Origin of the sequence: Pseudomonas sp. NPDC087598, assembly GCF_044743525.1 — a bacterium.
Taxonomy (GTDB): Bacteria; Pseudomonadota; Gammaproteobacteria; order Pseudomonadales; family Pseudomonadaceae; genus Aquipseudomonas.
Genome location: NZ_JBIUWQ010000029.1, coordinates 33445 through 58774, shown reverse-complemented (window position 1 = coordinate 58774; position 25330 = coordinate 33445). Strand labels below are relative to the sequence as shown.

General features: G+C 61.0%; 21 protein-coding genes. 12 read left to right on the top strand and 9 right to left on the bottom strand.

The features are described from left to right. Window positions 1-97: 97 nt before the first annotated feature. On the top strand, window positions 98-1063 hold the full coding sequence (locus ACIOWE_RS17070) for a 2-oxoglutarate and iron-dependent oxygenase domain-containing protein (RefSeq protein ID WP_401393590.1): 966 nt from the start codon (window positions 98-100) through the stop codon (window positions 1061-1063). A gap of 80 nt (window positions 1064-1143) precedes the next feature. Next, window positions 1144-2097, top strand: coding sequence for an adenosine deaminase (locus ACIOWE_RS17065; RefSeq protein WP_095188152.1), 954 nt, complete (start codon window positions 1144-1146; stop codon window positions 2095-2097). A 121-nt stretch (window positions 2098-2218) separates the two neighbouring features. Here ACIOWE_RS17065 and ACIOWE_RS17060 read toward each other — a convergent pair whose 3' ends face one another. The 3 genes from ACIOWE_RS17060 to ACIOWE_RS17050 form a co-directional block, all read right to left on the bottom strand. Continuing rightward, complete coding sequence (locus tag ACIOWE_RS17060) at window positions 2219-3601, bottom strand: MFS transporter (protein ID WP_401393587.1); 1383 nt, start codon at window positions 3599-3601, stop codon at window positions 2219-2221. A 142-nt stretch (window positions 3602-3743) separates the two neighbouring features. Next, the gene (locus ACIOWE_RS17055; RefSeq protein ID WP_201235636.1) at window positions 3744-4475 is read right to left on the bottom strand and encodes a helix-turn-helix transcriptional regulator; all 732 of its coding nucleotides are present in this window, start codon (window positions 4473-4475) and stop codon (window positions 3744-3746) included. A gap of 316 nt (window positions 4476-4791) precedes the next feature. After that, window positions 4792-5721, bottom strand: a complete 930-nt coding sequence (locus ACIOWE_RS17050) for a LysR family transcriptional regulator (RefSeq protein WP_401393584.1) — start codon at window positions 5719-5721, stop codon at window positions 4792-4794. Window positions 5722-5841: 120 nt separating this feature from the next. Here ACIOWE_RS17050 and ACIOWE_RS17045 point away from each other — a divergent pair, with 120 nt between their 5' ends. From ACIOWE_RS17045 to ACIOWE_RS17035, 3 genes are all read left to right on the top strand, one after another. Further along, window positions 5842-6135, top strand: a complete 294-nt coding sequence (locus ACIOWE_RS17045; RefSeq protein WP_401393581.1) for a putative quinol monooxygenase — start codon at window positions 5842-5844, stop codon at window positions 6133-6135. 32 nt (window positions 6136-6167) lie between these two features. Next, window positions 6168-7181, top strand: coding sequence for a zinc-binding alcohol dehydrogenase family protein (locus ACIOWE_RS17040; RefSeq protein WP_401393578.1), 1014 nt, complete (start codon window positions 6168-6170; stop codon window positions 7179-7181). 165 nt (window positions 7182-7346) lie between these two features. Further along, the gene (locus ACIOWE_RS17035) at window positions 7347-7520 is read left to right on the top strand and encodes a hypothetical protein (protein WP_201235643.1); all 174 of its coding nucleotides are present in this window, start codon (window positions 7347-7349) and stop codon (window positions 7518-7520) included. Between the two features lie 6 nt (window positions 7521-7526). Here the strand turns inward: ACIOWE_RS17035 and ACIOWE_RS17030 are convergent, their stop codons facing one another. Together ACIOWE_RS17030 and ACIOWE_RS17025 are read right to left on the bottom strand one after the other, a co-directional pair. Continuing rightward, a complete protein-coding gene (locus ACIOWE_RS17030) occupies window positions 7527-8723 on the bottom strand; it encodes a multidrug effflux MFS transporter (RefSeq protein ID WP_401393575.1) in 1197 nt (398 codons plus the stop codon). Window positions 8724-8955: 232 nt separating this feature from the next. Beyond that, a complete protein-coding gene (locus tag ACIOWE_RS17025; RefSeq protein ID WP_401393572.1) occupies window positions 8956-9153 on the bottom strand; it encodes a heavy-metal-associated domain-containing protein in 198 nt (65 codons plus the stop codon). 150 nt (window positions 9154-9303) lie between these two features. On the opposite strand from ACIOWE_RS17025, the gene ACIOWE_RS17020 reads away from it, so the two are divergent. The 3 genes from ACIOWE_RS17020 to cueR all read left to right on the top strand — a co-directional run bounded on the left by ACIOWE_RS17020 (window position 9304) and on the right by cueR (window position 12558). Continuing rightward, on the top strand, window positions 9304-9687 hold the full coding sequence (locus ACIOWE_RS17020; protein ID WP_201235654.1) for a hypothetical protein: 384 nt from the start codon (window positions 9304-9306) through the stop codon (window positions 9685-9687). A gap of 67 nt (window positions 9688-9754) precedes the next feature. Continuing rightward, on the top strand, window positions 9755-12148 hold the full coding sequence (gene cueA, locus ACIOWE_RS17015; RefSeq protein WP_401393569.1) for a copper resistance metal-translocating P1-type ATPase CueA: 2394 nt from the start codon (window positions 9755-9757) through the stop codon (window positions 12146-12148). Next, window positions 12145-12558: a Cu(I)-responsive transcriptional regulator gene (cueR, locus tag ACIOWE_RS17010; protein WP_096819703.1), complete on the top strand. Its 414-nt coding sequence runs from the start codon at window positions 12145-12147 to the stop codon at window positions 12556-12558. The genes cueA and cueR overlap by 4 nt, the downstream gene beginning before the upstream one ends. Here cueR and ACIOWE_RS17005 read toward each other — a convergent pair. The 3 genes from ACIOWE_RS17005 to ACIOWE_RS16995 all read right to left on the bottom strand — a co-directional run bounded on the left by ACIOWE_RS17005 (window position 12512) and on the right by ACIOWE_RS16995 (window position 16466). Next, entirely contained in the window at window positions 12512-13720 is a 1209-nt protein-coding gene (locus tag ACIOWE_RS17005; RefSeq protein WP_401393566.1) for an MFS transporter, read from the bottom strand. The genes cueR and ACIOWE_RS17005 overlap by 47 nt on opposite strands. Window positions 13721-13950: 230 nt before the next feature. After that, entirely contained in the window at window positions 13951-14847 is an 897-nt protein-coding gene (locus ACIOWE_RS17000) for a PA4780 family RIO1-like protein kinase (RefSeq protein WP_122593621.1), read from the bottom strand. 341 nt (window positions 14848-15188) lie between these two features. Further along, window positions 15189-16466, bottom strand: a complete 1278-nt coding sequence (locus ACIOWE_RS16995; RefSeq protein WP_401393563.1) for an acetyl-CoA C-acetyltransferase — start codon at window positions 16464-16466, stop codon at window positions 15189-15191. 239 nt (window positions 16467-16705) lie between these two features. Between ACIOWE_RS16995 and ACIOWE_RS16990 the strand changes: the two genes are divergently transcribed. The 4 genes from ACIOWE_RS16990 to ACIOWE_RS16975 all read left to right on the top strand — a co-directional run bounded on the left by ACIOWE_RS16990 (window position 16706) and on the right by ACIOWE_RS16975 (window position 22682). Then, the gene (locus ACIOWE_RS16990) at window positions 16706-18058 is read left to right on the top strand and encodes a 3-oxoacyl-ACP reductase (RefSeq protein ID WP_401393561.1); all 1353 of its coding nucleotides are present in this window, start codon (window positions 16706-16708) and stop codon (window positions 18056-18058) included. 2 nt (window positions 18059-18060) lie between these two features. After that, window positions 18061-18915: a MaoC family dehydratase gene (locus tag ACIOWE_RS16985; RefSeq protein ID WP_401393559.1), complete on the top strand. Its 855-nt coding sequence runs from the start codon at window positions 18061-18063 to the stop codon at window positions 18913-18915. Window positions 18916-19306: 391 nt separating this feature from the next. After that, window positions 19307-20878: a collagen-like triple helix repeat-containing protein gene (locus ACIOWE_RS16980; protein ID WP_401393557.1), complete on the top strand. Its 1572-nt coding sequence runs from the start codon at window positions 19307-19309 to the stop codon at window positions 20876-20878. A gap of 133 nt (window positions 20879-21011) precedes the next feature. Continuing rightward, window positions 21012-22682 carry a ShlB/FhaC/HecB family hemolysin secretion/activation protein gene (locus ACIOWE_RS16975; protein WP_401393554.1) on the top strand — a complete coding sequence of 557 codons (1671 nt, stop codon included), beginning with the start codon at window positions 21012-21014 and terminating at the stop codon, window positions 22680-22682. 117 nt (window positions 22683-22799) lie between these two features. On the opposite strand, the gene ACIOWE_RS16970 is transcribed toward ACIOWE_RS16975, so the two are convergent. Further along, window positions 22800-25205, bottom strand: a complete 2406-nt coding sequence (locus ACIOWE_RS16970) for an autotransporter outer membrane beta-barrel domain-containing protein (RefSeq protein ID WP_401393551.1) — start codon at window positions 25203-25205, stop codon at window positions 22800-22802. Window positions 25206-25330 lie beyond the last annotated feature (125 nt).

Genomic DNA, 25330 nt, shown 5'->3' with positions numbered 1-25330 from the left:
TAGCGGTGTGTCAGTCGACGTAATCTGCATCTGATACACCGCTATCGCGAGCAGGCTCACTCCTGCAGTTGATCTTCAGCGTTCTCAAGGATTGTGTATGGATCAGCTTCCAATCATCGACATCAGCCCGCTCTACTCCGACAACGAAAACGCCTGGCCCGCCGTCGCCGGGCAGATCGACCACGCCTGCCGCGAATGGGGCTTCTTCTACATCAAGGGCCATCCGATTTCGCCGCAACGCATCGCCGATCTGCTGGATCACGCGCAACGTTTCTTCGCCCTGCCCGTCGCCGACAAACTCAAGATCGACATCACCCAGACTCGCCATCACCGCGGCTACGGCGCCGTCGCCACGGAACAGCTCGACCCGAGCAAACCCAGCGATCTCAAAGAAACTTTCGACATGGGCCTGCACCTGCCGGCCAACCATCCCGAGGTGCTGGCGGAAAAACCGTTGCGCGGGCCGAACCGTCATCCTGCGCAAGCAGGATGGGAAGCGTTGATGGAGCAGCATTACCTCGACATGCAGGCCCTCGCGCAAACCCTGTTGCGCGCCATGACGCTTGCGCTGGGCATCGAACGGGATTTCTTCGACAGCCGCTTCCATGAGCCGGTCAGCGTGTTGCGCATGATCCACTACCCGCCACGGCACACGGCGAGTTCCGCCGAGCAGCAAGGCGCCGGCGCGCATACCGATTACGGCTGTATCACCCTGCTTTATCAGGACAGCGCCGGTGGCTTGCAGGTGAAGAACGTCAAAGGCGAATGGATCGACGCACCGCCGATTGACGGTACCTTCGTGGTCAACCTCGGCGACATGATGGCGCGCTGGAGCAACGACCGTTATCGCTCGACACCGCATCGGGTGATCAGCCCGCTCGGGGTGGATCGCTACTCGATGCCGTTCTTTGCCGAGCCACACCCGGACACCCGTATCGAATGCCTGCCCGGTTGTCAGGACGCACAGCATCCGGCGAAATATCCGACGACCACCTGCGCCGAATTCCTGCTGTCGCGCTTCGCCGATACCTACGCTTATCGTCGTGAGCAGGAAGCGGTGTGATGGATCGCTTGGTCAGGTTTTGCCAATTGTTTCGGTTAGCATCTGTAGAATGCCGTCATTGCACCTGATGAGAAAAGAATATGTACGACTGGCTCAACGCCTTGCCCAAGGCTGAACTGCACCTGCATCTGGAAGGCTCGCTGGAGCCCGAGCTGCTGTTCGCCCTGGCCGAACGCAACAAGATCGCCCTGCCGTGGAACGACGTCGAAACTCTGCGCAAGGCCTACGCCTTCAACAACCTGCAGGAATTCCTCGACCTGTATTACCAGGGTGCCGATGTACTGCGCACCTCGCAGGATTTCTACGACCTGACCTGGGCTTACCTGCTGCGCTGCAAAGAGCAGAACGTGATTCACACCGAACCGTTCTTCGACCCGCAGACGCACACCGATCGTGGCATTCCCTTCGAAGTGGTGCTCAACGGCATCGCCGCCGCACTGAAGGATGGCGAGCAGCAACTGGGCATCACCAGCGGTTTGATCCTCAGCTTCCTGCGCCACCTCAGCGAAGACGAAGCACAGAAAACCCTCGACCAGGCGCTGCCGTTCCGTGATGCGTTTGTCGCTGTCGGGCTGGACAGTTCCGAGATGGGTCACCCGCCGAGCAAGTTCCAGCGTGTGTTCGACCGTGCTCGCCACGAAGGTTTTCTGACCGTCGCCCACGCCGGTGAAGAAGGCCCGCCGGAGTACATCTGGGAAGCCATCGACCTGCTGAAAATCCAGCGCATCGACCATGGCGTGCGCGCCATCGAAGACGAGCGCCTGATGCAGCGGATCATCGACGAGCAAATCCCGCTGACCGTGTGCCCCCTGTCGAACACCAAACTCTGCGTGTTCGATCACATGTCGCAGCACAACATCCTCGACATGCTTGAGCGTGGTGTGAAAGTCACGGTGAACTCCGATGACCCGGCGTACTTCGGCGGTTATGTGACCGAGAACTTCCATGCGCTGCACGAACACCTGGGCATGACTCAGGATCAGGCCAAGCGCCTGGCACAGAACAGCCTGGATGCGCGTCTGGTAAAACCATAAGCCTCACCGCGTAACCCTTTGTAGGAGTGAGCCTGCTCGCGATGGCGGTGTGTCAGTTGAAACATTTGTATCTGACACTCCGCTATCGCGAGCAGGCTCACTCCTACAATTGGATCTGTGTTTAGCCTGAGATATCGGTTTCCGTCAGTTCTTCCAGGGTTTTCCCCCGCGTCTCCATCCCGAACAGCCACACCACACCCGCCGCTATCGCAAAGCACAGCGCCCCCAGCGCAAACACCCCGCCCTGCCCGGTAATCGGGAACACCAGCCCGGTCACCAACGGCCCGAGCAGCGAACCTACGCGGCCGATCGCCGAGGCGAATCCCGAGCCCGTCGCCCGTGCCGAGGTCGGATACAACTCTGGCGTATAGGTGTAGAGCACCGCCCACATGCCGAACAGGAAGAACTGCATCAGCAGTCCCGTGCCGATCAACAAGGCAACGTTGCCGCCGAACACCGCGCTCTGCCCGTAGAGAAACGCCATCACCCCGCCGCCGAGCAACGTGACGATGCACACCGGTTTGCGTCCCCAACGCTCAACCAGCCACGCCGCCATCAAAAATCCGGGAATCCCGCCCAGCGAAATCAGCACCGTGTAATACACCGACTGGGTCACGGCGAAACCCGACTGTTGCAGCAACGCACTCAGCCACGACGTCAGCCCGTAAAAACCCAACAACGCAAAGAACCACAGGCTCCAGATCATCGTCGTGCGCTGGCGATACTGTGGCGACCAGATCTGCTTGAGCGCCGAGAAGAAGTTGCCCGGTGGCGTCACGGTCCGCGGCAAACGTATCGGCGCAGGCAACGCGGCAACGCCGAGCGATGCACGTACGCGCTGTTCGATGCCGTCGAGGACCTTGTCCGCCGCCTCATGCCGCCCGGCCTGTTCCAGCCAGCGCGGTGATTCAGGAATGAACAAACGGATCGCCAACACGAACACCGCCGGCACCGCCAACACCAGAAAGATGTCGCGCCAGCCAATCACTGGCAGCAGGAAGTACGACAGCACACCGGCCGCGACGAAACCCAGCGGCCAGAAGCCATCCATCAACGCGATATAGCGCCCACGCCGCTGAGCCGGTATCAGTTCCGAGAGCATCGACTGCGCGATGGGAAACTCCATGCCCATGCCAATCCCCAGCAAAATACGAAACAGCGTCAGCGCCTCGACCGTTTGTGCCGTCGAGCACAGGTAACTGGCCGCGCCCCAGAGGACGATGCTCCACTGAAACACCGGTTTGCGCCCGAAGCGGTCCGCGAGCATGCCGGACAGCGACGCACCGAGCACCATGCCGAAGAAGCTCGAACTGGCGAGCAATCCTGCCTGTGCGCTGCTCAGGCCGAACTCGGCTTTGATCGAGCCGAGCAGAAACGTCATCATCGCCAAGTCCATGGAGTCGAAGAAAAACGCCAACGCGATGATGATGAAAATGATCCGGTGATAACCGCTGATCGGCAGTCGTTCCAGGCGTTCTGCCGCGCTGAAGCCTTGAGTGTCCATATCGCCTCCCCCCATCCGAATATCCCCGGATCGAGTGTGCGCGATAGCGCCTTGCCGTTCGTGCTGGATGCGACCTGTTCACAGCCGTAGACGACGCCAGCAGAGCCGATGCCGTTTCAGGCGCCGCTTGCGCGATGCCCTGTTACGCCATTTCCAGCTCGGTTTCCTTGGCGAATTGATGCAGCTCGCGCTGGCCGGTGGCTGTCAGTTGCAGGGCTCTTGAATCATTGGGCAGGGCCAGCCAGCCAGACTGCATGAACAACTGCAGCAACGCTGCACCGAGTGAGCCGCCCATGTGCGGACGTCGTTCACTCCAGTCGGGGCATGCACAGGCCACCTGGACGTTGCGATGGGCCAGTGCCTGAATGAACACCCCGCGCCCGGCCAACTGCTTCGAGCCTTTGAGGGTCACCACCACCCGCTGTTCTAGCTGTTCAATCCAGCCGGCGTCGAGCAGTCGCTGATACAGATCGGCGGCCAGCGTGCCCCCCAGGTGGTCATCGCAAAAGCGTGCGCGCAACAGCGACGACGGCGCCGCCTGAGGTTTGGCCATGGGGGTGGTGCGCTTGAACGCTTCGGCGATTTCCCGCGGAGCACTGGCGATGGTGGCGCTGGCCAGCGCTTCTATCGCGGCCCCCACCTCCGGCGCCGAGAGCCGGAAAAACCGTTTGCGACCACGGACTTCGACCTTTAACAGACCGCCGGTGGCCAGCCGTGCCAGATGTGCACTGGCCGATGACGGCGACAGCCCTGCCAGTAGCGCAAGCTCCTCGGTTTGCCGGGCCGAGCCATCCATCAACGCCCACATCATCGCGCTGCGCTTGGGGTCGGCCAGCAACGTGGCGATCTGGCTGATGCAAGGTGCATGTTCCATGTATTCACTCCCTGTGGAATCGTATCGTCTACTGCTCGGAGACATCTTGACCAGTAATGGGTCGGTGGCCAAGACGCGAAAAACGCCCTGAACCGGGGCAAGGCAGGCCATTGACGCAACATGCTCCGACGCAGAACCCGCCACCGTGGCTAACCCCGTAATTAAACAGGGTAACTCAGCATTGACGGCGTTCGGGACGGGTTTCGGTACTGGCATGAGGCGGGCGCTAGTATAAGCGGGATGCACGCCCCGTCCCGCCTCGCAGCCTGCACGGGTGGTGATTGTTCCTGACAGAAATTTCTCTATTTACCTGCGACTAATGATCAACTTTCAGAAAAACGGGAAATTGACTACTCAAATCAGCGCATTGGCTGGCGAGCATTTCCCTTAACAGGTTCACCGGCTTACTCAATTGCGCGCGATGGGCGCACAACAGATTCAGCGGAGCGCGCTCACACAACAGCTCCGGCAGCAGCACTTTGAGGCGACCGGCGAGGACGTCGGCGCCCACGTCGAGCCAGGATTTGTAGGCAATTCCCGCTCCGGCCACCGCCCACAGCCGTACCACGTCGGCATCATCGCTGAAGCGGTCGCCACTGACCGTCAGACTGACTTCGCGCTTGCCGTCGTGAAAACTCCAATGGTCATGAACGCGGCTGCCGAGCATGTACAACAGGCAATTGTGCTGCGCCAGTTGTTCAAGCTGGCGCGGCTCACCGTGCCGCGCCAGATAGGCTGGCGAGGCGCAAAGCACACGGCGGTTGTGCGGGGCGATGGGCAAGGCGATAAGGCTGGAGTCTTCCGGCTCGCCATAGCGCAGGGCAATGTCCACCGGTTGACGGAACATGTCGGCAATGCGATCGCCGAGCAGCAGGCGTACAGTCAGCTTCGGGTGCTCGCGCTGAAACGCGTCCAGCCACGGCAACAACAGGTTGCGGCCAAAATCCGACGGCGCCGACAGTTGCAGGACCCCGCTGACCTGATCCTGCCCACTGGCCAGCAAGCGCCGGCCTTCATCCAGCTGACTCAATGCCGCCCGGGCGTATTCGAGGAAGCCTTCGCCTTCAGCGGTCAGACGCAAACTGCGCGTCGAACGGGCCAGCAAGCGCGCACCGAGTTGCTGCTCAATGCGTTTCAACGCCGCACTGGCCACCGCAGCGGACATGTCCATCACCCGCGCCGCCGCCGACAGACTGCCCAGATCCGCCGCCCGGACAAATAACTGCAAGTCATCGAAACGCAACATTCACAGCCTCGATTATCAAAAAAAAATTGAAAGAGACTGCTCTTTTAGCCGGTTTTATCTCGAGGAGAAATAGCCAATCATCTGCTCCATCGAATTCATCCCGATTCTGTGGAGCCGAACATGTCCCAGCCATTCACCGCCATTGCCACCCTGATCGCCAAACCCGGCCAGCAGCACACTCTCGAACAGGCGTTGCACGCACTGGTTGCACCCAGCCGTGTCGAGGACGGTTGCAGTCAGTACGACTTGCATCGCGACCTGGCCGACCCGCGGGTGTTCTACGTGATTGAACACTGGGCCAGCGAAGCGATTCTGCAAACGCATAACGCCAGCGCCCATTTTCAGAACTTCCAGGCCACTGCCGGGCACTGCATCGAACACTTCGAATTGAAACGTCTGGGCGCCATCGCCTGAGCCCTTCTTCTATTACCTGTACGGAGCCAACCATGAAAGCCATTGCCTATTACGCTTCCCTGCCGATCAGCGACGCAAATTCCCTGCAAGACATCGAACTGCCGGAACCGGTCGCCGGCCCGCGTGATCTGCTGGTGGAAGTCAAAGCCATCTCGGTCAATCCAGTCGACACCAAGGTGCGGCAGAACGTGGCGCCTGAATCTGGCACGGCGAAAGTGCTGGGCTGGGACGTGGCCGGTGTGGTCAAGGCCGTCGGCAGCGACGTGACGCTGTTCAAGGCTGGGGATAAAGTCTTTTACGCCGGGTCCATCGCCCGTGCTGGCGGCAACAGCGAACTGCACGTCGTCGATGAGCGAATCGTCGGCCATATGCCCAAATCCCTCGGTTTCGCCGAAGCCGCCGCCCTGCCGCTGACCGCGATCACCGCGTGGGAGCTGCTGTTCGAACGTCTGCAAGTCCGCGAAGGCCAGACCGACGAAGGCCAGAGCCTGCTGATTGTCGGCGCAGCCGGTGGTGTCGGCTCGATCCTCACCCAATTGGCCAACCAATTGACCGGCCTGATCGTGATTGGCACCGCCTCCCGTGCGCAGACTCGCGACTGGGTCAGCGAACTGGGCGCAGACCTGGTGATCAATCACAGCCAGCCGCTGAGCGAAGAGCTGAAACGCGTGGGGATCGCCAATGTGACCCACGTCGCCAGCCTGACCCAGACCGATCAGCATCTGGACCAACTGGTCGAGGCCCTGGCGCCACAAGGCAAACTGGCGCTGATCGACGATCCGAAGTCGTTGGATGTGACCAAACTCAAGCGCAAGAGCCTGTCGCTGCATTGGGAGTTCATGTACACCCGCTCACTGTTCGAGACGGCGGACATGATCGAGCAACACCATCTGCTCAACCGCGTGGCCGAGCTGATCGATGCCGGGACATTGAAGACTACGGTTGGAGAGCATTTCGGCACGATTAATGCCGCCAACCTGCGCCGGGCGCACGAATTGCTCGAAAGCGGTAAAGCCAAGGGGAAAATTGTTTTAGAAAGTTTCTAAAACACCGGAAAATCACCGCCTTCGCCAGCGCTGATCCATGCCTGGCGCGGGCTGTGATGGATTTTTGCCGTCAGTCAGATGCTTGACCTTTGTCACAATTGCGATCGTATTCCGGACTAGAATCGAAGCCTCTGCGATACATCTTTTACGCAAGGGAGGTCAGCAATGAAGATCCTGATAAAAGAAGTGGCAAAGTCCCAATGGCAGGTTCGCCTCGATCAGCATGCCGTGACATTCCGCAGTGAAGCCGAAGCGCTGGCTTTTACCCGCACCCTCGAAGCGCGACTTTGCGCGCCCCATCAGTTTCCCGACCGCAGCCAGCAGCGCGCTGCCGGCTGAGCCCGCTTAGACGGCGGCTTGCGCCAGCGCCCGGGCATTCTGCAAACGCCGGGTGAGCAACGCGACGCTGACCACTAACAAACCGCACAGACTGATGACCATGGCCATCGGTACAGCTGTGCCGTCGTGCAGGATTCCCACCAGTGCCGATGCCCCGGCGGCGACGCTGAACTGCATGCAACCGAGCAACGCCGACGCACTGCCGGCGCGTTCGCGTTGGCCGTTCATGGCGCAAGCCGCGGCATTGGGGCTGATGCAGCCAAGGCTGGCCACGCAGATGAACAAGGGAATCAATAACGGCCACAGTGCCTCGGTGTGCAATGCGCTGACCGCCAGTAATGTCAGGCCGGCACCCAGATAAACCCAGACCGCACGCGACAGCAGGAACGCCGGGCCACGCTTGGCCAACAGCCGCGCATTGACCTGCGCCACGAGAATGAACCCCGCTGCGTTGGTGCCGAACAGCCAGCCGAAATGCTCGGCCGGCACGCCGTACAACTTGATGAAGATAAACGGCGAACCGGCGATGTAGGCAAACATCCCGGCGATGGCGATGCCACCGGTCAGCGCATGACCGAGGTAAACCCGGTCCTTCAGCAGGCGTCCGTACTGGCGCAGGGCGCCTGACAATGGCTGGCGCGGCATATGCGCCGGCATGCTTTCCGGCAAACCGAGCGCCACCGCGAGCCCCGCCAGAGCACTGAAGCCGGTCAGCACCAGGAAGATCGACTGCCAGCCCGTGGTGTTGACCAGCAGCCCGCCGAGCATCGGCGCCAGAATCGGTGCCAGGCCCATCACCAGCATCAACTGCGAGAAAACTTTCGCAGAACCCACCGCGTCGCATTTGTCGCTGACCACCGCGCGGGAAATCACCATCCCCGCACAGCCGCCCAGCGCTTGCACGAAGCGTGCGCCGATCAGCCATTCCAGGTTCGGCGCGTAAGCGCAGGCCAGAGACGCCAAGGTGAACAGTGCCAGACCGGTGAGCAGCGGAATCCGGCGACCGAAGCGATCCGCGACCGGGCCATACAACAGCTGACCGATGGACAAACCGAGGAAATACGCCGCCAGGGTCATCTGCACGTGTTTTTCATCGGTGCCGAACGCCAGAGCCATGGACGGAAAGGCAGGCAGATAGAAGTCGATGGCCAACGGCCCGAAGGCAGTCAAGGCACCGAGAATAAGAATGATACGGAAGTTCATCAGGCATCCAGGTTGGCAAGTCGGCAGCCCGACAGTCTAGCCGCGCCCGAACGCCTTGAACATTCCGATAGCTCGCTAACAATTAAAAAATCAGACGACCTGACGTAAACCTGTGGCGAGGGAGCTTGCTCCCGCTGGGTCGCGTAGCGGCCCCGATTGATTTCCATGCCAAAAACCATGGGCCTGCTGCGCAGTCCAGCGGGAGCAAGCTCCCTCGCCACAGGGATTTGTGTCAGGCGAGTTTTACGGCATAGCCTTCTTCGCTGATGACTTCAATCACCTGTTGGGCACTCAGCGAACTTTCGACGCCGACTTCCTTTGCCACCAGATCGACGCGCACACTGGCCGCCGGATCCTTGGCCTGCACGGCGTTGGTGATGGCTTTGACGCAGTGACCGCAGGACATGCCTTCAACATTGAACACTTGCATGCAAATGACTCCTTTTGAGTGAGGTTGCCGGCAGTTTCGAGCTTGCCACGATGGCAAGGTCAAGTTCTTGAATAAACTGCCGGGCTGGCAATCAGCGCCGCGCTCGGCCAAGCTGCGTGCATCAATGACATAAATTCAGGAGATTCAGCCATGCGCTGGTCAGCTTTCAGCCTGTTTGGCTTCCTCAGCCTGTTTGCCGCCGTGCCTCAAGCCAACGCAACGGGTGAGGACTACGCGGTTCTGATCATCTCGCGCGAGCGTCTGGAAGTGCCGACGTCCTGCGAGATTGGCGTGTATATCCAGGATCAGTTTGCCGGGCGCCTGCTTCAGGAGCAGTCCACCTCGTTCAATCTGCCCCACGGCACGTTTTCCATACGTCTGAAGCTTGAGCCTGGTCAGGTTCCGGGGTGTCAGCCGGGCATGCTGGCACCGCCAGCGCAGGAGATCTCGCTCAAGGCCGGCGATGTCGTGAAGTATCGGATTGCTGCATCGGCCAAAGGCATGTATCTGCGCCCTGCTGCTCTCGAATACTGATTGGCGCTTGACCTTGCCCGCGTGGCAAGGTTGATCCTGTAGGCAACTTCTACAGGGAGCGTGACCGATGTCCGAATCCATCACTTTCGATCTGCCGATTGCCGGCATGACCTGCGCCAGTTGTGCCGGGCGTGTCGAGCGGGCCTTGCGCAAAGTCAGCGGCGCCAGCGCCGTCAGCGTCAACCTCGCCACCGAGCAGGCCCGCGTGCAAGCACCCGGCGACAGCTTGCCGGCGCTGATGGACGCCGTTGAGCGTGCCGGTTACAGCGTGCCGCAACAAACCCTCGAATTGAAAATTGACGGCATGACCTGCGCCAGTTGTGTCGGACGCGTCGAGCGCGCCCTGAACAAAGTCGCCGGGGTGAAAAGCGTCAGCGTCAACCTCGCCAACGAACGCGCGCACCTTGAATTGCTCGGACAAATCGACTCGCAAACCCTGCTCGATGCCGTCAGCAAGGCCGGTTATTCGGCCAGCGTCTGGCAGGCCGAAAACCCACAGACAGACAATCAGCAACAGCGCCTGCAGCGTGAGCGCTGGGCACTGATCTGCGCGATCGCCCTCGCCCTGCCGCTGGTGTTGCCGATGTTGCTGCAGCCGTTCGGCATTCACTGGATGCTGCCCGCCTGGGCGCAATTCGTCCTCGCCACGCCCGTGCAATTCATCTTCGGTGCGCGGTTCTATGTGGCGGCGTGGAAAGCCGTGCGCGCCGGTGCCGGCAACATGGACTTGCTCGTCGCCCTCGGCACCAGCGCCGGTTATGGCTTGAGTCTCTACGAATGGGCGACTGCTGCCGGGCGCATGCCGCATCTGTATTTCGAAGCGTCGGCGGTGATTATCGCCCTGGTGCTGCTCGGCAAATACCTGGAAAGTCGCGCTAAACGCCAAACCGCCAGCGCGATTCGTGCCCTTGAAGCGCTGCGCCCGGAGCGGGCGATCCAGGTCATCGACGGCCGCGAACAGGACGTCGCCATCAGTGCCCTGCGCCTCAACGATCAAGTGCTGGTCAAACCCGGCGAGCGCTTCCCGGTCGACGGTGAAGTGCTGGAGGGCCAGAGTCACGCCGACGAAGCTTTGATCAGCGGCGAGAGCCTGCCCGTGCCGAAACAACCGGGGGACAAAGTGACCGGTGGCGCCATCAACGGTGAAGGTCGCCTGCTGGTGCGTACCACCGCACTTGGCGCGGAAAGCGTGCTGGCGCGAATCATTCGTCTGGTCGAAGACGCTCAGGCGGCGAAAGCACCGATCCAGAAGCTGGTGGATAAAGTCAGCCAGGTGTTCGTGCCGACCGTACTGGTCCTGGCCCTGGCAACGCTGATCGGTTGGTGGCTGTACGGCGCGCCGCTGGAAACCGCGTTGATCAACGCCGTCGCGGTTCTGGTGATTGCTTGCCCTTGCGCCCTCGGTCTCGCCACACCGACGGCGATCATGGCCGGCACTGGCGTGGCGGCGCGTCACGGCATTCTGATCAAGGACGCCGAAGCACTGGAACGTGCCCATGAAGTCAGCAGCGTGGTGTTCGACAAGACCGGCACCCTCACCTCCGGCACCCCGCGCATCGCGCATTTCAGTGCCGTCGATGGTGATGAAAATACCCTGCTGCAACTGGCCGGGGCGCTGCAACGCGGCAGTGAGCATCCACTGGCCAAAGCGGTACTGGACGCAGCCGCCGAACGCAATCTGCAGGTGCCGGATGTCAGCGACAGCCAATCGCTGACCGGTCGCGGCATCGCCGGCACGCTTGACGGGCGGCGTCTGGCCCTGGGCAACCGACGGATGCTGGACGAAAATGGTTTGCACGCCGGTAATCTGAGCGAATCTGCCCAGGCATGGGAAGCCGAAGGCCGAACCCTGTCGTGGCTGATCGAACAAAGCCCCGAGCTGCGCGTGCTGGGTTTGTTCGCCTTCGGTGACACCTTGAAGCCGGGGGCACTGGAAGCGGTGCAACAACTTGCCGCACGCGATATCCACAGCCATTTACTGACCGGAGACAACCGCGGCAGTGCGCGCGTGGTGGCTGAAGCCCTTGGTATTAAAAACGTCCATGCCGAAGTTCTGCCGGCCGACAAAGCTGCCACCGTCGCCGAATTGAAGAAAACCGGCGTCGTCGCCATGGTCGGCGACGGCATCAACGATGCCCCGGCACTGGCTGCCGCCGACATCGGCATCGCCATGGGCGGCGGCACCGACGTCGCCATGCACGCGGCGGGCATCACGCTGATGCGCGGCGATCCACGGCTAGTGCCAGCGGCGCTGGAGATCAGCCGCAAGACCTACGCGAAGATTCGCCAGAACCTGTTCTGGGCCTTCGTCTACAACCTGATCGGCATTCCGCTGGCAGCGTTCGGCTTCCTCAACCCGGTGCTGGCCGGTGCGGCGATGGCGCTGTCGAGCGTCAGCGTGGTGAGCAATGCGCTACTGTTGAAAACCTGGAAACCCAAGGATCTGGAGGAGCACCGATGAATATCGGCCAAGCGGCCCGGCACAGTGGCCTGAGCGCGAAAATGATCCGCTACTATGAGTCGATCGGTTTGCTCAAAGCGGCCCATCGCACCGACAGCGGTTATCGGGTCTACGGCGACGATGACTTGCACACACTGGCCTTTATCAAGCGTTCGCGCGATCTCGGTTTTTCCCTCGAAGAAGTCGGCAAACTGCTGACACTCTGGCAGGATCGCCAGCGCGCCAGCGCCGATGTCAAGGCGCTGGCCCGGCAGCACATTGACGAGTTGAACCAGAAGATCCGCGAACTCGGCGAGCTACGCGACACCTTGCAGGATCTGGTCGAGCATTGTCAGGGCGACCATCGCCCTGATTGCCCGATCCTCAAGGAGCTGGCGTCGGGCTGCTGCGCACAACCCGCCCGCGCCTGAGCGCCAGCACCTTCACCACCAGCAATGTGCCAAGGGGAATGCCGTGGAACAACATGACCACGGCACCCGGCGTCCACCATTGGTAGAACGGCGCGGCAATCAACATGCCGACGCCGAACCCGGTCATTTGCAGCAACGTCAGGAAACTGAAAATCGGCAGGCGAAGGTGTTCCGGTTCGCGTTGCAACCGTGACATCAGACCGACTTCCGAGAAGCCGTCACCCAGCCCCGCCGGCAATGAGAACAGCAACAATCCGTAGAGACTGTGCTGTTGAAACATCAGAATGAAACCGCAGGACATCAGCGCCACGCCGAAGAAAAATCGCCGTTCGAGATGGATGTTGTCCGAGCCTTTCATGCGACTGGCGATCCGTGCGCCGAGCAGTTTGCCGCTGGCCCACACCGCCAGCATCAGACCGAGCGTGGTGCTCGCCGACTCTGGCGAGAGCAGTTTCGAGATGATCGGAAAACCGACGTTGTGCGCGGCGCTGCCCAAGGTATCGGCCATCGTCACGGTAAGCATCGCGGCAATCACCGGAGCACTACGCAGGCCTTGCTTGAGGGCTGACCATTCGCCGCGCTCAGGCTCCGCGTTATCGGTCGGTGCTTCGAAACGCAGCGGCACAATCAACAGTGCGGCCAGCAAGTAGGTCAGTGCGTTCAGAGCAAACACCGTTTCGAAACCAAACCCCGCTACCAGCAATCCCGAGACCAGACTGCCGCCGACCATCGCCGCTGAAGAAGCCGACGTGATCCAGGCGTTGGTCTTGAGCAAGTGTGCGGGCTCGATCAAACGCGGCAACTGACTGTTGAGGCCGATGGCGAACATCGAATTGCCGAAGCCGAGTCCGAAGGCAATCAGCGGCAACAGCAGCGCTTGCTGGCTGACCGGAACGATCAGCAACAGACCAAGCACTGCGGCGCGCAACAGATCGAAGGCAATCAGCGGCGAACGTCCGCTCCAGCGCCGATAAAACCGCGTGCCGATCAGGCTGGCGAAAATCCCGCCACCAACTCGACTGGCGAGGAAGATCCCGACGCTCATGGCGCTGTTGCTGAGCAGATAGACGTACGTGGCCAGCGCGACCATGTTGAGGAAAGCGCCGAAATCAGAGATCAGCCGGGCGGTGATAATCAGGCGGGCATTGCGGGGGGTAGTCACATTCAGTCCTTGAGTGTGCGGAGGCAGACAAGATTCCCACACACATTTCAAGAACACCACAGATCCCTGTAGGAGTGAGCCTGCTCGCGATAGCGTCGGCACCATCAACCTCTCTGTCGACTGAACCACCGCTATCGCGAGCAGGCTCACTCCTACAGGGGATTTTTGCTGTCCTTTTTAATGCGCGGACACAAAAAAACCCGGCCGAAGCCGGGTTTTTCTTTAAACGATCACTGCATCCATGGCGGAGGCGGTGGCTCGTCGGACTTGCCCTTGGGCTCGTCATCTGCTGCACGAATCGCCTGCTTGCGCTCTTCGTCCAGCCGCGCCGCTTCGATTTCGCGCAGTACCCCGCCGACATCGGCCAGATCCTCCGGATCGTCGAACTCGCCGGTCAGCACGCTGGCCGGGTGCAGGGTGCCGGCTTCATACAACGCCCACATTTCCTTGGCGTATTTGGTCTGCTTCAGCTCTGGTGCAAAACGACCGAAATATGAAGCCATGTTGCCAACGTCACGCTCAAGCATGCTGAACGCGTGGTTGTTGCCCGCCGCATCCACCGCTTGTGGCAGGTCGATGATGACCGGGCCGGTCGGTGTCAGCAGCACGTTGAACTCGGAAAGGTCACCGTGCACCAGACCGGTACACAACATCAGCACGATCTGCGAGATCAGGAACGCGTGATACTCGCGTGCCTGATCCGGCTCCAGCACCACGTCGTTCAGACGCGGCGCGGCATCGCCGAATTCGTCGGCCACCAGCTCCATCAACAATACGCCGTCGAGGAAGTCGTACGGTTTTGGCACGCGCACACCGGCACCGGCCAGACGGAACAGCGCCGCCACCTCGGCGTTCTGCCAGGCATCCTCAGTCTCTTTACGACCGAACTTGGAGCCTTTGGCCATCGCTCGAGCCTGTCGGCTGTTGCGAACCTTGCGGCCTTCCTGATACTCGGCCGCCTGGCGGAAACTACGTTTGTTCGCCTCCTTGTAGACCTTTGCGCAACGTAACTGATTGCCGCAGCGCACCACATAAACAGCTGCTTCTTTACCACTCATCAGTGGGCGCAGCACTTCGTCGACCAGACCGTCCTCGATCAGGGGTTCAATGCGTTTTGGAGTCTTCATCAGCTTTTATTGTGGGTCCTTTATTACCAAACACGCGAATGTCACTCGTTATACGGCAATCCTCGCGTCACGGGGAGGGGTTGCCGACCTGTGAACCTTGAGAATGCACACACTGTGCCGAAAATCTGACCGCAGCGAATCATAGCCGAGGCGGTGGTAAATGTTGCTGATCGGTGTTGAGGGCATTTGCGACAGAATCTGACATCCGCCTGTAAGCGTCCTTGAACATGCCCAAATAAACCTGTGGGAGCTGGCTTGCCAGCGATGGCGGTATCCCAGTCAATAAAAATATTGAATCTGATGGCCTCATCGCGGGCAAGCCCGCTCCCACAGGATCCGGTTTATCTTTCGATGATTGCGGTGACGCCTTGGCCGCCCGCGGCGCAAATCGAAATCAACCCGCGCCCCTTGCCCGCCGCATCCAGCAATTTCGCCATGTTCGCGACAATCCGCCCCCCCGTCGCGGCAAACGGATGCCCCGCGGCCAGCGAACTGCCTTTGACATTGAGACGGCTGCGGTCGATCGACCCGAGCGGCGCATCCAGCCCCAAACGGGTTTTGCAGTATTCGGGATCCTCCCAGGCCTTGAGTGTGCACAAAACCTGCGCAGCGAAGGCTTCATGAATTTCGTAGTAATCAAAATCTTGCAAGGTCAGCCCGTTGCGCGCCAATAAACGTGGCACCGCGTACACCGGCGCCATCAGCAGGCCCTCGGCCCCGTTGACGAAATCCACCGCCGCCGCTTCGCCGTCGCGCAGGTAAGCAAGAATCGGCAAGCCACGCTCTTTCGCCCATTCCTCACTGCCGAGCAGCACCACGGAAGCGCCGTCGGTCAATGGCGTGGAGTTGCCCGCCGTCAGCGTGCCTTTTGCGCTTTTTTCGAAGGCCGGTTTCAGCGATGCAAGTTTTTCCAGGGTCAGGTCCGGGCGCAGGTTGTTGTCGCGGGTCAGGCCGAGAAACGGGGTGATCAAATCGTTGTGCCAGCCTTCGCTGTAGGACGCGGCCAGTTTGAGATGGCTCTCCAAGGCCAGTTGATCCTGATCCTCGCGGGGAATCTGCCAGGTCTGCGCCATCAACTCACAGTGTTGGCCCATCGACAGGCCGGTACGCGGTTCGCCATTGCGCGGGAATTCCGGGATCAAGTGCCGAGGGCGCAATTGCAGGAAGGTCTTGAGTTTGTCGCCGGTGGTCTTGGCGCGGTTGGCTTGCAGGAGGATCTTGCGCAGGCCTTCGCTGACGCTGATCGGCGCGTCCGAAGTGGTGTCGACGCCGCCGGCGATGCCACTGTCGATCTGCCCGAGAGCGATTTTGTTCGCCACCAGCAGCGCCGCTTCCAGGCCGGTGCCACAGGCTTGCTGAATGTCATAGGTCGGGGTCGAGGGTGACAGGCGCGAGCCGAGCACGCATTCGCGGGTCAGGTTCATATCCCGTGACAATTTAAGCACCGCGCCTGCCACGACCTCGCCGATGCGCTGGCCGTGCAGGTTGTAGCGTTCGATCAGGCCTTCGAGGGCGGCGGTGAGCATCGCCTGATTGCTGGCGGTGGCGTACGGTCCGTTGGAACGGGCGAAAGGGATACGGTTACCGCCGATGATCGCGACGCGGCGCAGCTGACTCATGAAAAGCTCCTTGTTAGATGTCCATATTCGCATCAAATCCTGTGGGAGCTGGCTTGCCAGCGATGAGGCCGGCACATCCAATACCTTCAGTGGCAGACAGCCCGCCATCGCTGGCAAGCCAGCTCCCACAGGGTCAGTGGTCTACTCTGCTGTTCTAGCGTAGGCCTTATTGCGTGGATCGAACGATTGATTGCCGTTGGTAGTCCACACTTTGAACCCCAACTTTTGGAGAGCGTTCCATGTCTGACCGCTATATCGACTTCGCCAACTCGTCCATCGGCCATCGTCTGGTCGGTGCTCTGGGCCTGCCGGCGCCGGTGCGACTGGAGCGCTGGCAGGCCGGACGCCTGCGGCCGGTGGAGGGTGCGCTGCTGATCGGTGGCGGGCCGCTGGCCGAACGCGTGAATGCCTTCGCCAATCGTTTGACCGAGGGGATTTACCGCTACGGCGAGCAACCGGCGAGCGCCACCGAATGGATTCCGGGCCTCGGTCCGAAACTCAAGGCGGTGGTGTTCGACGCCAGCCATCTGCAACAGACCGATCAGCTCAAACAGCTGCGCGAGTTCTTCCAGCCACTGATGAAAAACCTCGAATCCAGCGCGCATCTGGTGATCCTCGGCCGCGCCCCGGAAACCCTCAGTGATCCGTTCGCCGCCAGTGCACAACGGGCGCTGGAAGGTTTCTCCCGTTCGCTGGCCAAGGAATTGCGCAGCGGCGGCACGCTGCAATTGATCTACGTCGGTGAAGGCGCCGAAGAGCAACTCGAAGGCCCGCTGCGGTTTTTCCTTTCGCCGAAAAGTGCTTTCGTTTCCGGACAAGTGATTCGCCTGACGGCATGCGCAACGCCGGTCACTGACTGGACGCGGCCACTGGCCGGGCGCAAGGCGCTGGTCACCGGCGCGGCACGCGGCATTGGCGCATCGATTGCCGAAACCCTGGCGCGCGATGGCGCCGAGGTCATTCTGCTCGACGTGCCGCCAGCCAAGACGGATCTTGAAGCCCTCGCCGCACGGCTCGGCGGCCGCAGCATCACCCTCGACATCTGCGCCGAAGACGCTGCCACGCAACTGATCGAACAGTTGCCCGACGGCCTCGACATCCTCGTGCACAACGCCGGGATCACTCGCGACAAGACACTGGCGAACATGACCCCGGAGTTCTGGGACGCGGTACTGGCGGTAAACCTCAACGCGCCGCAGGTGCTGACCAAAGCCCTGCTCGACAGCGGCACGCTGAAAGATAATGCGCGGGTGATCCTGCTCGCCTCGATCAGCGGCATCGCCGGCAATCGCGGGCAGACCAACTATGCCGCGAGCAAGGCTGGCCTGATCGGTCTGACCCAGGCCTGGGCACCGACGCTGCTGGAACGCGGCATCAGCATCAACGCCGTGGCGCCGGGGTTCATCGAAACGCAGATGACCGCGCACATTCCCTTCGGCCTGCGTGAAGCCGGACGGCGCATGAGTTCCCTCGGCCAGGGCGGCTTGCCGCAGGACGTCGCCGAGGCCGTCGCGTGGCTGGCGCAACCGGGCACCGGCGCTTTCACCGGGCAGGCGCTGCGAGTCTGTGGACAAAGTGTTCTGGGGGCCTAGGCATGAGCATCGAATGGCACACACTGGATCGCGAACCGGGTCTGCCCGGTTTGTATGCGCGGGCGGCAACACGACGCAAGATTACCGGCACGCAACTGCCTGACAGCGGCTTGCGCTGCTGGGTCGATGTCGATGGCAAACGCCTGGCGGACTATCGCAAGGTCTGCGGTTTTACCGACGACGGTCTGCTGCCGCCGACTTATCCACACATCCTCGCATTTGCCTTGCAGATGCAATTGCTCACGGCGAGGGATTTTCCGTTTCCGCTGCTGGGACTGATTCATCTGAGCAACCGCATTCGCGTGCTGCGGCCGATGGGCGGGATCAGTCGGGCGCAAGTCAGCGTGCGCGTGACTAATCTGCAACCGCATCCCAAGGGGGTGACGTTCGATTTGTTGACCACGCTGGATGATCAGCTCGGACCGTTGTGGCAAGCCGAAAGCCAGATTCTCTGTCGCGGGGTGAAGCTTGACGGTGAAGCCGTCGAACAACATTGGCAGCCGACGCAAGCGCTGACTGAAGTGGCGCACTGGCAAGCGCCGGCCGACATTGGCCGGCAATACGCCAAGGTGTCGGGCGACTACAACCCGATCCACTTGAGCGCGGCGAGTGCGAAACTGTTCGGTTTTCCCACGGCCATCGCCCACGGTTTGTGGAACAAGGCCCGCACACTCGCGGCGCTGGCGAATCACTTGCCCAAGGCCAATCTGGAAGTCACGGTGCACTTTCGCAAACCGGTGCGATTGCCGAGCGAGGTGACGTTGCTGGCAAGCGAAGCGGGCTCCAGTGGCGAGTTGCGGCTGGTGGGTGCGGGGGATCTGGAGCACATGGTGGGGAATTGGCAGCCGATCGCCTGACTCCAAAGGTGGGTGGCAAACACAGCAATTGTGCGAAGGAAATCCCCTCATCACAAAAGCTCCCTGTCACCACAGCGTTTTCAACGCACTGGAGACTGGGGCCGACCCGTAAATTGTGTATATATCACTTAAGTTTTTCCGCTCCTTTCCTCCTTCCTCGACAAACACCAAGCCTTGATTTTCAAGGCTTTTTTTTGCCCGTTTATACCGTGGGTATTAGTCCTTAGGCGCTGGATTTCACTTTATATATAAAGGCGTTAATACCAACTTGAGAATGGTCGGCTCCCTGCCCCCGGGCTGAGATTGACACAACGGACGAGGCATCACCGGCGACAGATCGGTGAGCCATCGAAGGCAACGAACGTTGTGACAGGTGCAAGGAATCTCGATCATGAAAACTCAAGACGTGTGGTGCAAATCAGCAATCGCTCTGGCATTGATTCTCTCCCTCGGCCTCGCCGGTTGCAGCAGCGGCGGTGGCGGCCATCACAGCAGTTCCGGCAGTTCTTCGCCGGACAGCAGCACCGCTGGCACGGGTGGCACTGGAGGTACCGGAGGCACAGGTGATACCGCCGGTACTGGCGGAACCGGTGGCACTGGCGGTACGGGAGGCACCGGCGGAACCGGTGGCACTGACCCGACCAATCCAACCAACCCGACGGATCCGACTAACCCTACTAATCCGACCAATCCAACCACCACACCTTTGGTGACCACCACGCTGGTGCAGGATGTCGGTAAAACCGTCAGCGGTGTCGGCGATGGCGTCGGTCAAATTGGTGACTCACTGAGCACCGTGCCGGTGGTCGGCGGTGTGGTGCAGAGCGCGGCGAACACCGCTGGCAACGTTGTCACTACGCTGGGCGATGGCATCGCCAATGGCGTCGGCAAACTGTCCACCGACCCTAAAGGCCTGACCACCACCGTGGCCTCGGTCGGCGGTGTTGTCACGGACGTCGGCAACGGCGTGTCCGACCTCAGCGGCAAACTGGCGACCGCCACCGGCAGCGTTCCCGTGGTCGGCGGCGTGGTCACCAAAGTCGCACCAGTGCTCGACAGCGTTGGCGAGAAAGTCACCATGCTCGGCAATACCCTCGACACCACGCTGACCAATGGTCCAACCAGCCAATTGACCGATAAAGTCGGCGCCAGCCTGGTGCCGGTGATCGCCATGGTTGAAAGCACCACCGACAAAATCGGCGATGCCACCGGTCTGGGCGACCCACTCAAAGGCGTGATCCAGAAAGTCGGCAGCACCGTGGACGGTGTCGGCGACAAGGTGACTGATGCCGGCAACGGCAACGCGCTGACCAACACCCTCGGCGGTGCTTTGAGTAACACAGGTACCGCCGTCGGCAAGGCTGGCGGTCTGGTATCCAACGGCACCGGGTCCGGGACTGGCGGCGGGGTCGGCGGTGGACTGGGTGGCGGCCTCGGCGGCACGGGTCTGTTGCAAACCGTGGGCGGCGCAGTGGTCAACGTCGGCTCTGGCTTGAACGCCGGCAATACCAACGGCGTGGTGAGTGCCGGTGGCGTTACCGCAGGCGGACTGGGTAACACCGTCGCTTCGCTCAACACCGTGCTCGGCGGTTCGGGTTCACCGATCACGGCAACGACTTCGCCACTGGCCACTGTCGGGGCCACCGTCGGTGCAGGCCTGAATCCAGTCACCAGCGCAGTCACCAGCCTGACCCAAAATGTCGGCGCCACCACCGGTCTCGGCTCGCCAGTCGCCGGGCTTACCAATCAGGTCGGCGGTGCGGTGAGCAATCTGGGCGGCGCGATTGCCGCCACCAACAACCCGGTCACCACAGCCGTCGGAGGTCTGGTCAACAACGTCGGCGGTACCGTCGCAGCAGTGGGTGGGCTGGTCAACGGCGGCACCGCAACCGGCGGCACCACGGGCGGTCTGGGCGGAGTAATCGGCGGCCTGACCGGCGCCCTGGGAGGCAACAAACGCTAAATTGCACCTGGCCGATTCGACGGCCTCACCTACAGCGCCTACGCTTGGTTGAGGGCGGAAGATTCCCACGAGTCTTCCGCTTTTTTCTTAGGAAAAAACAGCCTCGAGCTGCGACCTGACCACGGAGTGTCCTATGCGCGTTATGGCGTCCCTGCTGTTCCTCAGTCTCAGTTCCGCTGCCCTCGCCGACACCCTGCCCAGTTTTCTCAACAGCAACGAAACCATCCGCAACCTGCCCGTGCCGAACCTGCCGGCCGATGCCTATCGCCCGGCTGCCGCGCCGCTGCAAGTGCCAGAGCCCGGTGCGGCTGCCGCGCAACCGTTGATGATGAGCACCAAGGTCAATCTCAAAACCGTTCAGATCGAGGGCGGCACGATCTATCCGCTGAATGAGTTGGCCGACAATTACAAACCGCTGATCGGCCATCAGACCAGCCTCGCCGAGTTGATCGAAGCAACGCGCAACATCACCCGCCGCTATCAGCAGGACGGCTATCTACTGTCCTACGCATTCTTGCCACAACAGAATTTCGACGACGGCGTGGCTCGCGTCGTACTGGTTGAAGGTTACGTGCGGGACGTGCAGATGCAGGGTGATGTCGGCCGGGTCAAAGGCCTGCTCGACAAACTGGCAGCAAAAATCCAGGCCGAACGGCCGCTGACCCGCAAGACGTTCGAGCGCTACACCACGTTGATGACGCGCATCCCCGGCGTGACGATCCAGGCACAAGTGCCACCGCCGGGCACCACCGACGGTGCAACGACGCTGGTTGCCCAGGCCAGCCGCAAACCGTTTACCAGCACCTTGAGCACCACCGAAGACAACCGTAACGGCACGCAGGCATTGCTCGGTGTCAGCAGCAACTCGCAGACGTCCATGGGCGAGCAATTGAGCCTCAGCGGTCTGTTTCCGCCAGGTGACGACAAAGAACATTACTACCGCCTCGACTACAACCAGTTCCTTGATGCCGAAGGCACACAACTCGCGCTGTCCGCGTCACGCTACCGTGCCGACCCCGGCACCAACGTGCTGCTGGACAACGGCCTACAGCTCAAACCGCACCGCGAGAACGACCGCTATTCGATCGGCTTCACCCTGCCGCTGATCGCCGCTTCCAACGAACTGCTGACCGCCGGAGCGCGGCTGTACGCGGTCAATGACAAGACTCGCTACAACGTCATCGGCTACCCGCTGAGCGTCGAAGAACGCACCGACATCCGCGCCCTCGCCTTCGAAAGCGACTGGCGCAAGGCCGATGCCCGGCAGCTGCGGATCCTCAGCGGTGGCGTGTACCAGGGCCTCGACAGCATGGGCGCGAAGACCAACAACAACGCCATCGACCTCGACTTCTTCCGCGTGCGCCTGTCAGGTGTGCAGAGCGACAAGTTCTTCGACAACTGGCAAGGCGTGCTGTCGGCGGCGTTGTACTGGAGCGACGACACCCTCCCCGACAGCGAGCGCGCGGTGTTCGGCGGGCAGAATTTCGGGCGCGGTTATCCCGATGATCAGGCATCGGGCGACAAGGGCTGGGGGGTGGCTTACGAGGTCAACTACAGTTTCAATCGCGACGGCAACTGGGTGCGCATCCTGCAACCGTACGTGGTGCTTGATCGCTCGCGCAGCTGGTTCAATGAATTGCCGGTGCAGGCCAACAACCTGTCGTCGGCGGCGGTGGGCTTGAGGTTCGGCGACGCCAAGTACTACAACATTGCGCTGGAGGCAGCGAAGGCGATGTCGGATGAAGCGCTGGATACGTTCAATCGCCGGGCGCGTTACAGCATCAGCTTCAGTTATCAGTTGTAGAAGGTGCGGCGCTTGTCAGACCGATTTCGCGAGCAGGCTCGCTCCCACATTTGGAATGCATTCCCCTGTGGGAGCGAGCCTGCTCGCGATGAACGATAACGCGGTGCCGAGGCTGGATCAGAACGCGTAACGCACCTTCGCCGTGAAGCCATCGGAATCAAATCCGCTGGCCGTCACGTAGTTGTACGAACCGCCGACACTCCACGCGCCCATCCGGTAGTTCGCGCCCAGGCCCAATTCATAGCTGTCACGTACCGGCGTGGTGCCGCGGCTGGTGAACGAGTCGCCGCCCTGTACAAACGAAGACTGGGTCGCCACCTTGTCACCAATCACGTCATGCCAGGCCATGAGTTTTGCTTCAGGCTCAAGACTGCCGGCGCCCACCGCGAACGCAGCGGCCAGGCGCGCGCCCATGCCCAACTCACCGACTTCGTAACGCTGGCTGCCGACATTCAACGAGGCGGCGCTGCCCTTCTCGCGGTATGAATCCATGCCCACGTTGGCATAACGTGCACCGACTTGCGGCTCTAGCACGACATCCGGCATCAGGCGCAGGCTGTAACCGGCGAGAGCGCTGACACCAAACACATCACTGTCGTAATCACCCTTGGCTCGAGTGCCGGCGATGTAGCGCTTGGACTCGTTGTCGTTCCAGCCGTACATCAGCGAGGTGTCGACGAACCAGTTGTCATGCACCCAGTTGCTGTAGACCGTCAGCGCGTGACCGGTGACTTGGGTCTTGCTGCCCAGGTCGGATTTCACGTCGGTATCGAGGTAGCTGTAAGCCAGACCCAAAGTCGTGTCGGCATTCAACTGGCCGTCGGCACCCACGGCAATCCCGTGGCTGTCGGCGTCATAACCCGACACGCCGCGACGTTCGTCCTGATTGGCGTCGTTGCTCAAGGCTTGCAGCCACACGCCTTTTTCGCTCGAGCCGGTTGCATTGCGTACGCGGCTGGAGCGTTCGTTGATCACCCCGGAGACCAGCGTCTGGCTGTTGGTGGCGGCGTGCAGCACACCACGGCTGACATCCGGGCTGAGGTTTTCTGACAGGCGCGCCAGTTGCGCATCGGTGCTGGCATTGGCGAAGGTCTGGAATACCGGATCCTGCTCGTTGATACGTGACATCAGGCCGGACAGGCGACTCACTGCCGTTGCCGCGTTACGACTGCCGCCGGCATTGAGGGTGTTTTCCGTCACGACATCCTGCGACTTGGTGCTGACCAGCGCCTTGATGTCGTTACCTTCGACGCCAAAGGTTTTTACATCCAGCAGCGCGGAAGTCGACACCACGCTCAGATTTTCTCCGCCGACCAGATTGCCCGAGCTGATCAGGGTGTAACGGTTGCCTGCAGCGGCAGTGCGGAAATCGTTGGTGCGTGCCTGCAACTGCAAGTGGCCGCCCGGTGCGATTTCAGTGGTGCCAGTGACAGTCAGAATGGGCCGATTGATGTCGGTGTCATTGCCGACCGACATCGCGATATTCGAGTCGGCTTCCTCCATGTCCAGATTGCCGATGATCGTGGTGTGAGGCTGCATCAAGGTTAATGTAGCTTCCTGAATCGCCACGTAACCTGACTTGATCAGCGAACCGTCGAAGTCGACTTCGCCATCGACCGACACCCCGGACAGGCCGAGCAAATTACCTTTGACGTCACCGCCCCACCAGTACAAATAACTGTGCCCATCGTCCACTTGAATCGCCGCAGTCCGGCCTTCGATCAATCCCCCGGCGAGGGTGATATTGAACGAGCCTTGCGCCGCCGGTTGATTGCTCACATGGATACCGATGCTTTCGCCGGAAATGATGCCCCGGTTGAACAGGCCGTCGGTATTGCCGCCAGGCTTCGGCACAAACGCTGCCCCGTTCAACGTCAAACCTTCTGAGCCACTGCCGGTAGCCTTGATCGTCGAGGCGTTGAAGATAGGCATGGACTGCGAGGTGTTCTGCATATAAATGCCACGAGCATTGTTACCGCTGACCACGATGGCGCCGGCGCCCTCGTTGATCACGCCGTTGCCCATGGTCGTGCCAATCAGCGAAACCCCTGTCGCATTGTTGCCGGTCACGCTGATAGCGCCTGAGTTGATGAAGTTGCCGGTGATCGGCATGTCCCTCACCGCGATCCCCGTCGACTCGCCACTGTTGGCCAGACCGTTGAGGGTGACAGAGCCTTGATTTGTGAAGTTGGAGTCGAGCTCGACCCAGGAAATGCCCGCTGAATCGATGTCGATCCCGACACCGTGGGTGGCCCCATCAATCGTGATCGCAGCTTTGTTGACGATTTCAGCGTTGACCCGCGACCCGGAAAACCGCGCGGCACTGGTCATTGCCGACGGCGAGCTCTCCACGACGTTGATCGAGCCGACGAGATTCAGGAAGTCATAATTTTGCTTGATGCTGACCAGTGGCCCGCCACTCAGATCGTAATTGAGCGTGACAGCCAAGGCAGCCGGGGTGTTGACGGTGGCAGCAGCAACGGACAGCGCCAGCAACGAGCGGCGCAGGCAAGAAGTGTTCAAGCGAGATTCCCTTCCAAAACATTAAAAACAGTTTCAGCAGGGTTCATACATTCACTTTGGCATCCCTACCGGCCCACCAGTTCATCTGATCCGGGCGCGGCGCAATCTACACGAGCCATCATTTC

Excerpts from the sequence above, each read along its gene's own strand:
- ACIOWE_RS17065 (WP_095188152.1), top strand. The coding sequence starts at position 1,144 with ATGTACGACTGGCTCAACGCCTTGCCCAAGGCTGAACTGCACCTGCAT.
- ACIOWE_RS17035 (WP_201235643.1), top strand. The coding sequence starts at position 7,347 with ATGAAGATCCTGATAAAAGAAGTGGCAAAGTCCCAATGGCAGGTTCGC.
- ACIOWE_RS17025 (WP_401393572.1), bottom strand. The coding sequence starts at position 9,153 with ATGCAAGTGTTCAATGTTGAAGGCATGTCCTGCGGTCACTGCGTCAAA.
- cueA (WP_401393569.1), top strand. The coding sequence starts at position 9,755 with ATGTCCGAATCCATCACTTTCGATCTGCCGATTGCCGGCATGACCTGC.
- ACIOWE_RS17045 (WP_401393581.1), top strand. The coding sequence starts at position 5,842 with ATGTCCCAGCCATTCACCGCCATTGCCACCCTGATCGCCAAACCCGGC.
- ACIOWE_RS16975 (WP_401393554.1), top strand. The coding sequence starts at position 21,012 with ATGCGCGTTATGGCGTCCCTGCTGTTCCTCAGTCTCAGTTCCGCTGCC.
- ACIOWE_RS17055 (WP_201235636.1), bottom strand. The coding sequence starts at position 4,475 with ATGGAACATGCACCTTGCATCAGCCAGATCGCCACGTTGCTGGCCGAC.
- ACIOWE_RS17060 (WP_401393587.1), bottom strand. The coding sequence starts at position 3,601 with ATGGACACTCAAGGCTTCAGCGCGGCAGAACGCCTGGAACGACTGCCG.
- cueR (WP_096819703.1), top strand. The coding sequence starts at position 12,145 with ATGAATATCGGCCAAGCGGCCCGGCACAGTGGCCTGAGCGCGAAAATG.
- ACIOWE_RS17040 (WP_401393578.1), top strand. The coding sequence starts at position 6,168 with ATGAAAGCCATTGCCTATTACGCTTCCCTGCCGATCAGCGACGCAAAT.
- ACIOWE_RS16995 (WP_401393563.1), bottom strand. The coding sequence starts at position 16,466 with ATGAGTCAGCTGCGCCGCGTCGCGATCATCGGCGGTAACCGTATCCCT.
- ACIOWE_RS17030 (WP_401393575.1), bottom strand. The coding sequence starts at position 8,723 with ATGAACTTCCGTATCATTCTTATTCTCGGTGCCTTGACTGCCTTCGGG.
- ACIOWE_RS16980 (WP_401393557.1), top strand. The coding sequence starts at position 19,307 with ATGAAAACTCAAGACGTGTGGTGCAAATCAGCAATCGCTCTGGCATTG.
- ACIOWE_RS17050 (WP_401393584.1), bottom strand. The coding sequence starts at position 5,721 with ATGTTGCGTTTCGATGACTTGCAGTTATTTGTCCGGGCGGCGGATCTG.
- ACIOWE_RS17000 (WP_122593621.1), bottom strand. The coding sequence starts at position 14,847 with ATGAAGACTCCAAAACGCATTGAACCCCTGATCGAGGACGGTCTGGTC.
- ACIOWE_RS17020 (WP_201235654.1), top strand. The coding sequence starts at position 9,304 with ATGCGCTGGTCAGCTTTCAGCCTGTTTGGCTTCCTCAGCCTGTTTGCC.
- ACIOWE_RS16985 (WP_401393559.1), top strand. The coding sequence starts at position 18,061 with ATGAGCATCGAATGGCACACACTGGATCGCGAACCGGGTCTGCCCGGT.
- ACIOWE_RS17070 (WP_401393590.1), top strand. The coding sequence starts at position 98 with ATGGATCAGCTTCCAATCATCGACATCAGCCCGCTCTACTCCGACAAC.
- ACIOWE_RS16990 (WP_401393561.1), top strand. The coding sequence starts at position 16,706 with ATGTCTGACCGCTATATCGACTTCGCCAACTCGTCCATCGGCCATCGT.